The organism is Microbacterium sp. 2MCAF23, assembly GCF_052115565.1.
In the GTDB taxonomy this organism is placed as follows: domain Bacteria; phylum Actinomycetota; class Actinomycetes; order Actinomycetales; family Microbacteriaceae; genus Microbacterium.
Window position 1 is genome coordinate 57,215 of sequence record NZ_JBFRGY010000011.1, and the last position, 14,805, is coordinate 72,019.

A 14,805-nucleotide genomic window follows, 5' to 3' on the forward strand; every position below is an offset into this window, starting at 1 on the left:
TGGATCGTGACCCGGAGTTCCTCCCCGTGCAGGCCCCTCCCGCACCATCCCGATGCACCGCCTGATCAGGAGCCGATGGCCGGCACCTGGATGAGGGAGGTGCCCCATGCTGGATCGCATTCACGAATACGGCGAGTGCTTCACCGAGCCGGACCGCTGGGCGATCGCGACGGTCGTCGAGGTGTCCGGATCCGTCCCGCGCCCTGCCGGCACGTCTATGGCGGTGCGCGACGACGGCCGCACGATCGGGTCCATCTCGGGCGGCTGCGTCGAGGGTGCCGTCGTCGATGCTGCGCTCACGTGCCTGGAGTCCGGCGCGACCGAGCTGCACTCCTTCGGCTACCCCGACGATGACGGCATGTCGATCGGCCTGATGTGCGGCGGCGACGTGCGCGTGCTCGTGCAGCCGCTGCGCACGCTGGGCGCGGTCGACCCGCGGTTCCGCACGCACCTGGTCCGCGATCTGCCCCTGCACGACACCACGGCCGGCGCTCTCCTCACCGCGGAGGGCCTCGGCATCACGCTCGGCCCGGACGCGCTCTGCGCGGCGTTCGACGGGGAAGACCTTCCCGACGTGGTCGCTCACGTCGCGGCGGACGCGGCGAACCGGATCCGTGCGGCGCTGCGGACCGGCGGCACGCACGTGGTGGACGTCACCGACCGCGCGGTGCCGGAGTGCTCGGTCGTGCGGCGCCTGCTCGTGGAGTCGACCGCGACGCCCGCGCGGCTCCTCATCTACGGCGCGAACGACTTCTCCGCAGCGCTCGCGCAGGCCGCCGCCGCACTGGGCAGGCACGTCACCGTGTGCGACGCCCGGCCGGTGTTCGCCACCCGCGACCGCCACCCCGGCGCGCACGAGGTCGTGCTGATGCACCCGGCCGAGCACTTCACGGCGGAACTCTCCGCGGGCCGCATCGACGCGCGCACCGCGATCGTCGTCCTCACCCACGACCCTCGCTTCGACCTTCCCGTGCTCGATGCCGCACTGCGCCACGGCGTCGCCTACGTCGGTGCGATGGGATCCCGCGTCACGCACGACAAGCGCGTGCAGGAGCTGCGTGCGGGCGGGCTCACCGCCGCGCACCTCGACCGGCTGCACTCGCCGATCGGCCTGGACCTGGGCGCGCGCACCCCGGCAGAGGTCGCGGTGTCGATCCTCGCCGAGCTGATCCTCGTGGAATCGGCCGCGCGAGCCGGATCCGCGCCGGCGAGCGCCCGTGCCGAGGTCGGGAGCCGAGCGCTGCCCGCCCGACTCCGCGACACCACCGGCGACGTGCACGACGGCGCACGGCGAGGAGCGGAGCCGCTCGCGAGGCTCGTCGCCGCAGAGGTCGGCCGCGCGGCAGCGCCCATCGGCCGCAGCTGCGCGGTCACCCCGCGACGCACCGCGACGCCGAAGGAGGCCCTGGCATGGATGTGACGAGCGTCGACGAGGTGCTGATGTGCGCCGACCCCGGACAGTGGCGCCCGGGCGACTCCTGGCTCGCGGGCGGCACCGTGATCTTCTCGTACGGCACCGACATCACCCGCGGCGCGCCCACGCGGCTGCTCGACATCACGGGAGCCGGCTGGGCGCCGCTGACCTGGCACGACACCGGCGACCGCCTGGGTTCACTGGAGCACGGGATCCTGGAGATCGCGGCGACGTGCCGCATCGCGGATCTGCGCGCCCTCGCCGACGACCCCTTCCCCGGCGGAATGCCGCGCCGGAGCCTGCCCGGGCTGGATCTGATCCCGCCGGCCTGCGATTCCTTCGTCGCGTCGTGGAAGATCTGGAATGTCTCCACGGTCGGCGGCAACGTGGCCACCGCGCTGCCGGCCGGGCCGACGATCTCACTGCTGAGCAGCTGGGACGCGACCGCCGTGATCCTGTGCCCGGACGGATCCGAGCGGCGCACGCCCGTGGCCGACCTCGTCGTCGGTCCCGCCCGCACCCGCCTGGCCGACGGCGAGCTGATCCGCAGCTTCCGCGTGGCCGTCCGCGCACTCGCGCAGGAGTCCGCGTTCCGCCGCATCTCGCTCACCGAGCGCGGGCGCTCCGCCGCGCTGCTGATCGGACGCCGCACCTCGACCTCGACGCTGCGGCTCACGGTGACCGCGTCGACGTTCCACCCCATCGTGCTCGACGTGACCGCGGATCCGGATGCCGTGGCCGCGAACGGAGGCGACGGGTTCGCGGTGCGTGCGGACGGCGCCGCCTGGCGCACCGCGATCGACGCCGCGGTCGACCGCACCCGTGGCTGGTACGACGACATCCACGGCGAGCCTGCCTGGCGACGGCGGATGACGCATCGCCTCGGCGAGGAGATCCTCGCGGAACTGCTGCCGGGCCTCGCGACCGGCGTCGACGACGCGATCGGGCGGGTCACGGGCGACCTGCGCATCGAGAGGAGTGCACGATGACCGCCGAGAACATCGGGACCGTCCGGCCCCCGCAGCGCGAGACTGCGGATTCTGCACGAGACTCCATGCCAGACGAGGAGTCTCATGCAGAAAGTGGTGTCTCGCGAGGGGCGATCTGCGGATCCGGCGCTCCGGGATCCGGCCGCGCGACCGTGGCCGCGACCGCGACCCTCGACGGCCGTGCCGTCGCCGTCGATCCCGAACCGGGACAGTGCCTGCGCACCTGGCTGCGCGACCAGGGCTCGTACGGCGTGAAGAAGGGCTGCGACGGCGGCGACTGCGGCGCGTGCACGGTGATCGTCGACGGCGAGGCGGTGCACAGCTGCGTGTACCCCGCGCATCGTGCCGTCGGCCGCGACATCGTCACGGTCCAGGGCCTCGGCACACCCGAGGATCCGCACCCGGTGCAGGAGCGGTTCCGCCGTGCCGCCGGATTCCAGTGCGGGTTCTGCACGGCCGGGATGGTGTGCACGGTCGCCTCGATGCCGGCCGGCGCCGAGGAGGACCTCGGCCGTACGCTCAAGGGCAACATCTGCCGCTGCACCGGATACCGCGCGATCGAGGACGCTGTGCACGGCGCCGTGAACATCGACGACAGCGCCGGCGGCGTCGGCCGTGCGACCGGAGCGCCCGCCGCGACAGGGGTCGTGACGGGGACCGTCCGCTACACGATGGACATCGACCCCGCCGAGCTCCCCGGCCCGCTGCTCTACGCCGCTGTCGTGCGCAGCCCGCATCCGCATGCGCGCGTGGTCCGGGTCGATGCGACGCGGGCCCTCGCCGCCGACGGTGTGGTGCGCGTGCTCAGCCGCGACGACGCTCCGACGACGGTGTTCTCCACGGCGCAGCACGAGATCGAGGCCGACGACCCCTACGACACCCGCGTGTTCGACGAGTACGTGCGCTTCGTCGGGCAGCGCGTGGCCCTGGTCGTGGCGGAGTCGCAGCGCGCCGCCGATCGCGCCGCACGCCTGGTCGACGTCGAGTACGAGGTCCTGCCCGCGAACACGGATCCCGAGCGCGCCGACCGTCCAGGCACCGTGGCGCTGCACGGCCCGGCCTCGCCGGGAGGCCGGCGCGACCGGGCTGCCGGTCGCGAGATCGACGGCCCCGAGGGCGTCGCCCGCCCCGACGACAACGTCGTCATGGAGCTGCACACCGAGACCGGCGACCTCACGGCAGAGCTCGCCGCGAGCCACGTCGTCGAGGACCGCACCTTCCACACCCACCGCGTCTCGCACACGGCGCTCGAGACGCATGGATCCATCGCCTGGCAGGATCCGGACGGCCGTTTCGTGGTGCGCAGCAGCACCCAGGTGCCGTTCCTTGCCCGGCGCACGCTCGCCCGCATCTTCGGCATCGACAAGGAGCAGCTGCGCGTCTACTCCGCCCGCGTCGGCGGCGGCTTCGGCGGCAAGCAGGAGATCTTCACCGAGGATCTGGCCCTGCTGGCGACGATGGTGACCGGACGCCCGGTGCGCGTCGAGTTCTCCCGCAAGGAGGTGCTCACGGCGACGAGCGTGCGGCATCCGTTCCGCATCCGGGTGCGCATGGGGGCGACCGCGGACGGCCGGATCACCGGCATCGGCGTGGACGTGCGCTCCGACACCGGCGCCTACGGCAACCACGGCCCCGGCGTGATGTTCCACGGAGTGGGCGAGTCCATCGCCGTGTACCGTGCGGCCGCGAAGAAGATCGACGCCGATGTCGTCTACACGAACGCCGTCCCCTCCGGCGCCTTCCGCGGCTACGGCCTGAGCCAGATGATCTTCGCGATCGAGTCGACCGTCGACGAGATCGCGCGGCGGCTGGGTATGGATCCGCTCTCGTTCCGCACCGCGAACCTGATCGGGCAGGACGACGCGATGATCGCCGCGCACGAGGAGCTCGATCTCATCATCGGCAGTTACGGCCTGGACGAATGCGTGCAGATCGTGCGCGACGGCCTGGCGCGGGATCGGGAGACAGACCGCGCCGGACTCGCGCCGGGATGGCGTCTCGGGGAGGGATCCGCCGTCGCGATGATCGCCACGGTCCCCCCGCGCGGGCACCATTCGCACACCGTGATCCGGCTCGAGGCCGACGGGGCGTTCGGGCTGGACGTCGGCACGGCGGAGTTCGGCAACGGCACCTCCACGGTGCACCAGCAGATCGCCGCGACCGTGCTGCAGACGACGACGCGCGCCGTGCGGCTGCGCCAGTCCGACTCGGATCTGGTGCCGCACGACACCGGCGCCTTCGGATCCACCGGGACCGTCGTCGCGGGCCGGGCCACGCACGCCGCCGCCACCGCGCTGGCCGGGCGCATCCTCGCCCGGGCAGCGTCGCTGCTCGACGCCCCCGTCGACGAGTGCGTGCTGACCGGAGGACGCGTGATCCGCGGCGAGCAGTCGGTCGCCCTCGCCGACATCGCCGCCGGCGCGGAGCTTCACGGCGGGGCGCTCGAGGAGAAGGGGTACTGGGGCGGTACGCCGCGCTCGGTCGCGTTCAACGTGCAGGGGTTCCGCGTCGCGATCGACGAGGCGACCGGAGAGCTGCGGATCCTGCGATCGATCCACGCCGCCGATGCCGGCGTGGTCGTGAACCCGGAGCAGTGCCGGGGCCAGGTCGAAGGCGGCATCGTACAGGGCATCGGCGCCGCGCTGCATGAGATCGTGCGCGTGGACGACGGTGGCACCGTCGTGTCGGACATCCTGCGCCAGTACCACGTGCCGACGTTCGCGGACATCCCGCGCTCAGAGGTGCACTTCGCGCAGACCTCGGACGTGCTCGGCCCGCTCGGGGCCAAGTCGATGAGCGAGTCGCCGTTCAACCCCATCGCGCCGGCGCTGGCCGCGGCGATCCGTGACGCGACCGGAATCCGGATGACCGTGACGCCCTTCACGCGCGACCGGATCCACGCCGCGATCCTGGAGCGCGACGCGTCGCTCCCCTTCCCGGGGTCGTTGAGCGCCCTTCGACAAGCTCAGGAACCGGCCGAAGGCGACCGAGACGACACGCGGTCCCGGAGAGGGCGCGACGTCTCGTCTCGCTTCGCTCGCTCAACGACCGAGATCTCGGGAACGAACCGATGACGACCCCGCTCAGGCACGCCATCGTGCTCGCCGCGGGCTACGGCACCCGCCTCGGACGCGGCCCCAAGGCGCTGCTGCCGTGGAACGGCGAGGTGCTGGTCACTCGCGCCGCGCGCGCCGCAGCCGAGGCCGGCTGCAGCGTCACGGTCGCGGTCGGTCCGGCCGGCCGCGAGGCACGCAGCTGGCTGCGCGGCCGCTGCCCCGCGGTGCACGTGGTCAGGGTGCACGACGCGCATCTGGGCATGTCCGCCTCTCTGCGCGCCGCCGTACTGCCGCTGGTCGTGACCGATACTCCGCCGCACGCCGTGATCGTGCTGCTCGTGGATCAGCCCGGCGTCGACGCGCCCGTGATCCGCCGGCTGTTCGACTCGCACGTGCCGGGGCGGGTGACCCGCGCGCTGTGGCACGGCGTCGCCGCGAACCCCGTGGTGTTCGACACCGGCGACCTCTGCACGGCCGCGGCCCTCGCGGAGGGCGATGCTGCGGCGCGCACGTGGATCGCACACAATCGGCACCTCGTCGATGACGTCGAGTGCAGCGACCTCGGCCGCGGCGACGACATCGACGAGCCCGCCGACCTCGCATCCTGGCCCGAACTGCGCGCCCCTCGCTGACTCCGGGGTCGTTGAGCGAGGACGCCGCAGGCGAGCGAGACGAAACGCGGTGCTCTCGCGAGGGCACCGCGTTTCGTCTCGCTCCTCGCTGCGCTCGGTGCTCGCTCAACGACCCCGGAGAGGGCTCACTCAGCGCCCCCGGAATACGCACGCGTGAACGCCGAAGCCCCCGACCCGCAGCGCGGATCGGGGGCTTCGGATCGTCGGGCTCAGTGTCCGAGCAGCTGCTCCACCGGACCGCGCACGAAGTAGAGCGCGAAGCCGGCGGCGACCACCCACATCAGCCAGTGCACCTTGCGCGCCCGTCCGGACAGCGCGTTCACGAGTGCCCAGGAGATGAAGCCGACGCCGATGCCGTTCGCGATCGAGTAGGTCAGCGGCATCGTGACGATCGTGAGGAATGCCGGCAGCGCGACGGCGAACTTCTTGAACGAGATCTCGCGGATCTGGGCCATCATCATCGCGCCGACGACGACCAGCGCTGCGGATCCGACCTCGATCGGCACCACCAGCGTGAGCGGCGTGAGGAACATGGACAGCAGGAACAGCACGCCGACCACCAGTGATGCCAGGCCCGTACGGGCGCCCTCGCCGATGCCGGAGGCGCTGTCGACGTAGACCGTGTTCGATGACGTCGAGGTCGCACCGCCCGCCACGGCGCCGAAGCCCTCCACGATGAACGCCGAGCGCAGCCGCGGGAACGTGCCGTCCTTGTACGCCAGGCCGGCGTTCTTCGCGAGACCGGTCATGGTGCCCATGGCATCGAAGAAGTTCGAGAACACCAGGGTGAAGACCAGCATCGTCGCGGACAGCGCGCCGATCCGGCCGAAGGCGCCGAACATGTCGAACTGGCCGACGAGGCCGAAGTCCGGGACGGTCACCCACGTGCTCGGCAGCTGCGGGATCGTCATGTGCCAGCCGTTCGGATCCTTGAACGAGGGGCCGAGCTGCAGCACCGCCTGGGCGATGAGCGCGACGATCGTGGTCGCGACGATACCGATCAGGATGCCGCCGGGCACCTTGCGCGCCACGAGGATCGCGATGACGACCACGCCGAGCAGGAAGATGAGTGTCGGGACGGAGGTGATGGATCCGCCCACGCCCAGCTGCACCGGCGGGCCGGCGGGCGTGCGGCTCACGAAGCCCGAGTCGACGAAGCCGATGAAGGCGATGAACAGGCCGATGCCGACCGTGATCGCGGCCTTGAGCGCCTGGGGCACGGCCTTGAAGATCGCCGTCCGGATGCCGGTGGCTCCGAACAGCACGATCAGCACGCCGTTGATCACGACCAGGCCCATGGCCTCCTGCCAGGTGACCTGGCCGACGACCGACACGGCGAGGAAGGAGTTGATGCCCAGGCCCGCGGCGAGCGCGAACGGCAGGCGGGCGATCACGCCGAACAGGATCGTCATCACGCCGGCGGTGAGGCCGGTCGCGGCGCCGATCTGCGCGGCGTTGAGCGCGTGGTCCGCGACATCCTTGGTGCCGCCGAGGATCAGCGGGTTCAGGATCACGATGTAGGCCATCGTGACGAAGGTCACGATGCCGCCGCGGATCTCACGGCCGATGGTCGAACCGCGGCGGGTGATCTCGAAGAACCTGTCGAACGCGTTCTTCGGTTCGGCGTCCACCGTGGTGCTGGCGCCGGTCTTCAGCGGCGGCAGGTCCTGTGTCGTGCGGGAGAACACGTCACCGCCGGAGACGGTGGGCATGCCCTCGGTCTCGGGGGTGGGAGTGGATGACGTCATTGTCTGCTCCTGATTCCTTCGGGTCGGGTCAGTACTCGATACGGGTGGTGGTGCGGATCCACTCGGTGAAGGGCGCGACGCGCTCCTCAGCCGGCAGAGCGATGTCGGAGACGGGCATGAGGGCCTTGTCCTCGGGCCCGCCCTCGAAATAGCGGTAGAACACCGCGTCGTCGAAACCGGCATCGGCGGCGTCGTCGCGGTTCGCCGCGAAGTACACGCGGTCCACGCGCGCCCAGAGCGACGTGGCCAGGCACATCGGGCACGGCTCGCAGCTCGTGTAGAGGGTGCAGCCTGCGAGGTCGAACGTGCCGAGCTGCTGACACGCGTTGCGGATCGCGGTCACTTCGGCGTGCGCCGAAGGATCGAGGTTCGCGGTGACCCGGTTGACGCCCTCGAACACCCTGCCGTCGGCAGAGACGATGAGGGCGCCGAACGGACCTCCGGCGTTGCGGACGTTGTCCGTGGCAAGGGCGACGGCCTGAGCGAGATACTCGGCGGGCGTCGCCGGCGCAGCGGACGGAGGCACAGTGCCGTGAGAAGGCACAGGGGTGCTGTTCATGGAGAGCTTCCTTGCTGTCGTCGCAGTGATACGGCTTCCGGTCGAGCCCGTCGTCGGGCCCTTCCTCGAGATAAGTACGTCGAACCGCTAGGTTGTCATCCCGCCCGAGACGGCTGTTGCGGCCTCGGGCTGGAATGACGATAACAGCGATCCTCCGCCGCGTCCATGGTTTTTTGGAACTCACATTCCGTATCGCGGTAAACATGGTTTCGCTTCCGCATTCGCGGCACTATCATCCCTTCCATGACGCATTTTCGGATCAGTGAGGCAGCGCGCCTTCTCGACGTCAGCGACGACACCATCCGCCGCTGGGCGGCCGAGGGGATCCTCACCGTCTCCAAGGACGATTCCGGACACCAGATCGTGCCGGGTGCGGAGCTCGCCGAACGAGCACAGGCGCTGGCCGGCGAGCCGGATCCCGGCGACAACGTGCTGCGCAGCGCGCGCAACCGCTTCGTGGGCCTCGTCACCGCCGTGCGCGTGGAGGGGCTCATGGCGCAGATCGAACTGCAGAGCGGTCCGCACCGCATCGTGTCGCTCATGAGCGCCGAGGCCGCGACCGAGCTCGGGCTCGAGGTCGGCAGCAAGGCCGTCGCCGTCACCAAGGCCACCATGATGATCATCGAAGCCGAAAGGGCCTGATCCCGAATGACCCGCTCCTTGCCGTTCCGCCTGTCCGCGGTCGTCGCCACGGCCGTCGCCGCGGCGCTCGCCCTGACCGCATGCTCGGGCTCCTCGCCCGCCGCGACGCCGACGCCGACCAGCACCGCGGCCGCCTCCACCGCGAGCGGCGAGCTGACCGTGTTCGCCGCGGCCTCGCTCAGCAAGGCGTTCGACCAGATCACCACCGCCTTCGAAGCCGACAACCCGAAGGTGCACGTCAACCCGATCACCTACGACGGATCCTCGACGCTCGCGACGCAGATCATCGAGGGCGCGCCGGTCGACGTGTTCGCCTCGGCCGATCAGAAGAACATGGACAAGGTCACCCAGGCCGGTCTCGCCGGTGGCGCACCGGTGTTCACCACGAACGTGCTGCAGATCGCCGTCGCCCCCGGCAACCCGCTGAAGGTGAAGGATCTCGCCTCGCTCGCGGACCCCGGTCTCAAGCTCGTGCTGTGCGCGCCCGCGGTGCCCTGCGGCAACGCCGCGAAGACGCTCCTCGACACGGCGGGCGTGACCGTGACGCCCGCCAGCGAGGAGCAGAACGTGACCGCGGTGCTGGCCAAGGTCAAGGCCGGCGAGGCCGACGCCGGCCTGGTCTACACGACCGATGTCAGGGCCGCGGGCTCCGCAGTGACCGGCATCGCGATCGCCGGCGCCGACAAGGCGACCAACACCTACCCGATCACGGTGCTGAAGGGCTCGAAGAACGCGGATGCCGCGGCAGCGTTCCAGGCCTTCGTGCTGTCGGACAAGGGGCAGAAGATCCTCAAGGATCTGGGTTTCGGCGGCGCATGAGAACGGGGGGCCGGAGGGAACCGCGCGCGGCCCTGTCGTCGATGACGGCGGCCGCGCGCGGCGACGCCCCGACCCCGGATGCCGCGCCTGTGCCCCCCGCGCCTGCCCCGCGCCAGGGCGGAGAGCACCTGCCTACCTGGCTGCTGATCCCGGCGATCATCGCGGTGCTGCTGCTGGTGCTGCCGTTCATCGCGCTGCTGGTGCGCCTGGACTGGGCGACGGTCCCGGCGGCGATCACCTCGCCCGCGGCGCTGCAGGCGCTCGGGCTCTCCCTGGCCACGGCCGCGATCGCGACCGTGATCTGCGCGATCCTCGGGGTGCCGCTCGCGGTCGCCATGGCCCGCAGCCCCGGATGGCTGGCCTCGGTGCTGCGCACGCTGACCACGCTGCCGCTCGTGCTGCCCCCGCTCGTCGGAGGCATCGCGCTGCTCGCCCTGCTCGGGCGCAACGGCCTACTCGGCGGCGCGCTCGCCGTCGCTGGCATCAGGATCCCGTTCACGACGGCGGCCGTGGCCATCGCGCAGACCTTCGTGGCCCTGCCGTTCCTGGTGATCTCGATCGAGGGCGCGCTGCGGGCGATCGGCACCGAGCACGAGCGGGTCGCGGCGGGGCTAGGGGCGAGCCGGTTCACGGTCTTCCGCCGGGTGACCCTGCCGCTCGCGTCTCCCGGGCTCGTCGCAGGCACGGTCTTGTGCTTCGCGCGGGCGCTCGGAGAGTTCGGCGCGACCGCGCTGTTCGCGGGCAACGCCGCCGGGGTCACCCGCACGATGCCGCTCGCGATCTACACGGCCTTCAACGGGGCCGGGGTCGAGGAGGACACCGCGATCGCACTGTCGCTGCTGCTGATCCTCGTCGCCCTCGCGGTGCTCGTGCTGGTGCGCGGCTGGCGGGCGGGGGCCGTGCGATGAGGGTCGACCTGCACACCTGCCGCGGCGGATTCGCGATGTCCGCGGCCTTCGAGGCGCAGCCGGGCGAGATCCTCGCGGTGATCGGGCCGAACGGATCCGGCAAGTCGACGCTGCTGAACGCGATCGCCGGCCTCCTCCCGGCCGCCGGGTCCGTCGTCGTCGGCGACCGCGTGCTCGACGCACCGGCCGGTCCCGGCGCGGCGCGCGGGATCCATGTGCCGCCCTCGCGGCGCCGCATCGCGCTGCTCGGACAGCGCCCGCTGCTGTTCCCGCATCTGTCCGTGCGCGAGAACGTCGCATTCGGGCCTCGCGCACAGGGAGTGCCGCGGGCCGAGGCCCGACGTCGCGCCGAGCAGCGACTGGAGGAAGTGGGACTGGGCGGCCTCGCCGCGCGCCGCCCCGCAGAGCTCTCCGGCGGGCAGCAGCAGCGCGCCGCGATCGCGCGCGCGCTCGCCTCCGAGCCCGATGCCCTGCTGCTGGACGAGCCGTTCGCCGCCCTCGACGCGCCGTCGGCCGCGCAGGCGCGGCGGCTCGTCGCCGCGCAGCAGGGCGAGAACCCCGCGCTTCCCATCGTGCTGGTCACGCATGATCCGATGGACGCGCTGATCCTCGCCGCACGCACGCTCGTGATGCACGACGGGTCCGTGGTGCAGGGCGGCAGCACCGCCGAGGTGCTGGGACACCCGCGTTCGGAGTTCGTGGCCGCGCTCGCCGGCGTGAACCGCCTCGAGGCGCTCGGCGCGGACGATGGCCTCGTGCACGCGGGCGGCCTGGTGCTGCGCGGGCACGGCGATGCCCTGGGCGTCGGCGAGGCCGGCAGCGTCGTGTTCGCGCCGGGCTCGGTGCGCATGGATTCGCTCGAGGCGCTCGGCGACGTCGGATCCGCCACCGAACCGAACCGCTGGACCGGGCGGGTCACGCAGCTCGACCCCATCCCCGGCGGGATCCGCCTGCACACCGCCGAGCACCCCGATGTCGCCGTCGACTGCCCCTCCACGCACGCTGTGACGCTCGGGCTGCACCCCGGACAGCGCCTCGCATTCCACATCGACGAGTCCGACGTCTCGGTCCGCGCGGGTTCCTGAGCGCAGCGCCGCAGCGGGCGTTGAGCGACGACGTTCCACCTCACTGGTCGCAGATTGCGACTCCGCCCGCGCCAGAACCGCAATTCGCGACCAGCGAGCAGTCATCGCTTTCCGGATCCTGCACAGCCACGGCGGTGCTACGGTTGCCCATCGAAAGGGGACAGACCGATGCCGACCGCGCCGCGAACACGCGAGACCGATGCCGCTCCGGCGCGCAGCGGTGCTCGGCGGCTGCCGTCGTCCGGCGTCCTCGACCTCCGCGATCGTCCCTTGCGCGACCTGCGGATCTCGGTCACAGACCGGTGCAACTTCCGCTGCGTCTATTGCATGCCGCGCGAGGTGTTCGGCCGCGACTATGCATTCCTGGAACGGCATGAACTGCTCAGTTTCGAGGAGATCGAGCGGATCGCCCGCGCCGCGCTTGCGAACGGCGTCCGCAAACTGCGGCTCACTGGTGGCGAGCCGCTGCTGCGCCGCGGGATCGAAGATCTGGTCGCACGGCTCGCGGCTCTGCGCACCCTCGACGGGACCAAGCCCGAGATCGCACTCACGACGAACGGATCCGCTCTCGCCGTCAAGGCGGAAGCTCTCAGGGCGGCGGGCGTCGACCGCGTCACCGTATCGATCGACTCCCTGGATGATCAGCTGTTCCGGCGGATGAACGATGTGGAGTTCCCCGTCGCCCGCGTGCTGCAGGGCATCGATGCGGCGCAGGCCGCCGGCATGCCTGTGAAGCTCAACACGGTGGTCAAACGGGGTCTCAACGACGGCGAGATCCTGAGCCTCGCCGAGCACTTCCGCGGCACCGGTCACGTGCTGCGCTTCATCGAGTACATGGACGTCGGCGCCACCAACGGCTGGAGCCTGGACGAGGTGGTCCCCTCGGCCGAGATCGTGTCGACGATCGATGCGCGCTTCCCCCTCGAAGCCATCGCACCGGCTGCGACCGGGGAGACCGCCAAGCGGTGGCGCTACGCGGACGGGTCCGGCGAGATCGGCGTCATCTCCTCGGTCACGAACGCTTTCTGCGGCACCTGCAACCGCGCCCGCCTCTCCACGGAGGGGCGCCTGTTCACGTGCCTGTTCGCGACGGAGGGCCACGACCTGCGCGCACTGCTGCGCGGCGGCGCGAACGACGCCGAGCTCACGGCGACGCTCGCGCAGATCTGGGGAGTGCGCGACGATCGCTACTCCGAGATCCGATCGAGCCTCACCCCCGAGCTGCGGGCCGCGCGACAGCGCATCGAGATGAGCTACATCGGGGGCTGAGCTCGAGATCTGAATCTGCGCGTTTCGTCTCGCTTCGCTCGCTCAACGACCGCGCTGCGTCAGAGCCCGACCCACTCCGAGACGCCGTCGGCGTAGTGCTGGCGCTTCCAGATGGGCACGCCCCGCTTGATCTCCTCGACCAGGCGCTCGCACGCCTCGAACGCCTCCTTGCGGTGCCCTGCCGACGCCGCGGCGAACAGGGCGACATCGCCGATCCTCAGGTCGCCGACCCGGTGAGCAGCCGCGACGAGCAGTCCGGTCTCCGCGGTCACGCGCTCCACGATCTCCTCGAGGAACCGCTCGGCGTCGGGGTGCGCGCGGTAGTCCAGGGAGCGCACCGCCTGCCCGCCGTCGTGGTCGCGCACGACGCCGCAGAACATCACCGTCGCTCCGTGCGCCGCGTCGCCGACTGCCGCCCTGATGCTCGCCTCGTCCAGCGGCTCGTCGCTGATGATCGCGCGCTCGCTCATGCGTCCACCCCTTCCGTCACTCCGCCCACGGCGGCGAATGCCCCGATCCCGCCCACGAGATAGCGCGCCTCGACGCCGCGCTCGCGCAGTACCCGCACTGCACGACGTGAGCGCGGATCCTTCTCGCAGAACACGACGAGCGGGCCGTCGCCCGATTCGAGGTTCGCGGGGATCGCAGCGCCGCCCTCGAGCGCGCCGAGCGGCAGTGTGCCGGCGCCGGGGATCCCCCGCAGCAGAGTCTCGTGCGGCTCCCGCACGTCGAGCAACCGCACTCCGTCCTCACGCTGCAGCCGGAGCACGTCGGCGGCGGACAGCGCCGACGCGTCCTCGGCCGGGCCGGTGCCGCAGAACAGCTCGTAGTCGATGAGTCCGGTGACGGCCGGAGCATCCGCGGCGCGCTCGAACCCGATCTCGCGGGTGCGCGCGGTGAGCGCGTCGTAGAACAGCACGCGGCCGACCAGGGGCTCGCCGATGCCCGTGATGAGCTTCACCACCTCGGTCGCCATGAACGATCCGATCGCGGTGCACAGGCTCGCGAGCACTCCGCCGAGCTCGCACGACAGCACCTCGTCCGCGGCCGGCGGCACGGGGAACAGGTCGCGGAAGCCGACCTCGGGCACAGAGACGCCGACCTGTCCCTGGAATCGCAGGATGGATCCCCACACCAGCGGCTTGCCGGCGAGGCGCGCGGCGTCGTCCGCGAGGTAGCGGGTCGGGAAGTTGTCACTGCCATCGATGAGGAGGTCGTACTCGGCGAGGATCCCGGGCAGCGTCTCGGCGGTCGCGCGTTCACGATACGGACGCACCAGGATGCCGGGGTCGATGTCGCGCACGGTGTCGGCGAGCGAGCCGACCTTGGACCGGCCGATGTCGTCCATGCCGTGGCTGAGCTGGCGATGCAGATTGGACAGCTCCACGACGTCGTCGTCGATGACGCCGATCGTGCCGACCCCGCTGCCGGCGAGCGCGGGGACGAGGGCGCTGCCGAGACCGCCCGCGCCGATCACGAGCACCCGAGCCGCGCGCAGACGCCGCTGCGCGGTCTCGCCGAAGCCGGGCAGCATGAGCTGACGGCTGTACCGGACGATGTGTTCGGGCGGCAGTTCCGGCCCCGGCTCGACGAGCGCGATCATAGGATCGAGTGTACGCGGAGAACGTCTCGCGAAACCGTCTGTTTTCCATGATGCGGATGCCAACTTCCGCGATACGGGTTA

General features: G+C 71.4%; 13 protein-coding genes. 9 read left to right on the forward strand and 4 right to left on the reverse strand.

Translation table 11 applies throughout. The annotated features are described in order from the left end of the window. The first annotated feature begins 106 nt into the window (after positions 1 to 106). From AB4078_RS12135 to AB4078_RS12150, 4 genes are read left to right on the forward strand one after another with little or no spacing between them, the layout of a single operon-like run. Positions 107 to 1,420 carry an XdhC family protein gene (locus AB4078_RS12135; RefSeq protein WP_441977345.1) on the forward strand — a complete coding sequence of 438 codons (1,314 nt, stop codon included), beginning with the start codon at positions 107 to 109 and terminating at the stop codon, positions 1,418 to 1,420. Next, entirely contained in the window at positions 1,411 to 2,403 is a 993-nt protein-coding gene (locus AB4078_RS12140; RefSeq protein ID WP_441977346.1) for an FAD binding domain-containing protein, read from the forward strand. The genes AB4078_RS12135 and AB4078_RS12140 overlap by 10 nt, the downstream gene beginning before the upstream one ends. Then, positions 2,400 to 5,477 carry a molybdopterin-dependent oxidoreductase gene (locus tag AB4078_RS12145; RefSeq protein WP_441977347.1) on the forward strand — a complete coding sequence of 1,026 codons (3,078 nt, stop codon included), beginning with the start codon at positions 2,400 to 2,402 and terminating at the stop codon, positions 5,475 to 5,477. Before AB4078_RS12140 ends, AB4078_RS12145 begins: the two co-directional genes overlap by 4 nt. After that, positions 5,474 to 6,091 carry a nucleotidyltransferase family protein gene (locus AB4078_RS12150; protein ID WP_441977348.1) on the forward strand — a complete coding sequence of 206 codons (618 nt, stop codon included), beginning with the start codon at positions 5,474 to 5,476 and terminating at the stop codon, positions 6,089 to 6,091. The genes AB4078_RS12145 and AB4078_RS12150 overlap by 4 nt, the downstream gene beginning before the upstream one ends. Positions 6,092 to 6,300: 209 nt before the next feature. Here the strand turns inward: AB4078_RS12150 and AB4078_RS12155 are convergent, their stop codons facing one another. Together AB4078_RS12155 and AB4078_RS12160 are read right to left on the reverse strand one after the other, a co-directional pair. Next, positions 6,301 to 7,839, reverse strand: coding sequence for an NCS2 family permease (locus tag AB4078_RS12155; RefSeq protein ID WP_441977349.1), 1,539 nt, complete (start codon positions 7,837 to 7,839; stop codon positions 6,301 to 6,303). A 28-nt stretch (positions 7,840 to 7,867) separates the two neighbouring features. Continuing rightward, the gene (locus tag AB4078_RS12160) at positions 7,868 to 8,398 is read right to left on the reverse strand and encodes a nucleoside deaminase (protein WP_441977350.1); all 531 of its coding nucleotides are present in this window, start codon (positions 8,396 to 8,398) and stop codon (positions 7,868 to 7,870) included. Positions 8,399 to 8,641: 243 nt separating this feature from the next. Between AB4078_RS12160 and AB4078_RS12165 the strand changes: the two genes are divergently transcribed. The 5 genes from AB4078_RS12165 to moaA all read left to right on the forward strand — a co-directional run bounded on the left by AB4078_RS12165 (position 8,642) and on the right by moaA (position 13,121). After that, a complete protein-coding gene (locus AB4078_RS12165; protein WP_440733114.1) occupies positions 8,642 to 9,040 on the forward strand; it encodes a TOBE domain-containing protein in 399 nt (132 codons plus the stop codon). Positions 9,041 to 9,046: 6 nt separating this feature from the next. Further along, positions 9,047 to 9,859, forward strand: a complete 813-nt coding sequence (gene modA / locus AB4078_RS12170; protein ID WP_441977351.1) for a molybdate ABC transporter substrate-binding protein — start codon at positions 9,047 to 9,049, stop codon at positions 9,857 to 9,859. 41 nt (positions 9,860 to 9,900) lie between these two features. Next, a complete protein-coding gene (locus tag AB4078_RS12175; RefSeq protein ID WP_441977352.1) occupies positions 9,901 to 10,767 on the forward strand; it encodes an ABC transporter permease in 867 nt (288 codons plus the stop codon). Positions 10,768 to 10,802: 35 nt separating this feature from the next. Continuing rightward, positions 10,803 to 11,852 (forward strand): ABC transporter ATP-binding protein, encoded by a 1,050-nt coding sequence (locus AB4078_RS12180; RefSeq protein ID WP_441977353.1) that lies wholly within the window; start codon positions 10,803 to 10,805, stop codon positions 11,850 to 11,852. A 168-nt stretch (positions 11,853 to 12,020) separates the two neighbouring features. Beyond that, complete coding sequence (moaA, locus tag AB4078_RS12185; protein ID WP_441977354.1) at positions 12,021 to 13,121, forward strand: GTP 3',8-cyclase MoaA; 1,101 nt, start codon at positions 12,021 to 12,023, stop codon at positions 13,119 to 13,121. Between the two features lie 59 nt (positions 13,122 to 13,180). Here moaA and AB4078_RS12190 read toward each other — a convergent pair whose 3' ends face one another. Both AB4078_RS12190 and AB4078_RS12195 read right to left on the reverse strand, forming a co-directional pair. After that, on the reverse strand, positions 13,181 to 13,591 hold the full coding sequence (locus AB4078_RS12190) for a molybdenum cofactor biosynthesis protein MoaE (RefSeq protein ID WP_441977355.1): 411 nt from the start codon (positions 13,589 to 13,591) through the stop codon (positions 13,181 to 13,183). Then, complete coding sequence (locus tag AB4078_RS12195; protein ID WP_441977356.1) at positions 13,588 to 14,724, reverse strand: ThiF family adenylyltransferase; 1,137 nt, start codon at positions 14,722 to 14,724, stop codon at positions 13,588 to 13,590. Before AB4078_RS12195 ends, AB4078_RS12190 begins: the two co-directional genes overlap by 4 nt. Positions 14,725 to 14,805: the final 81 nt, after the last annotated feature.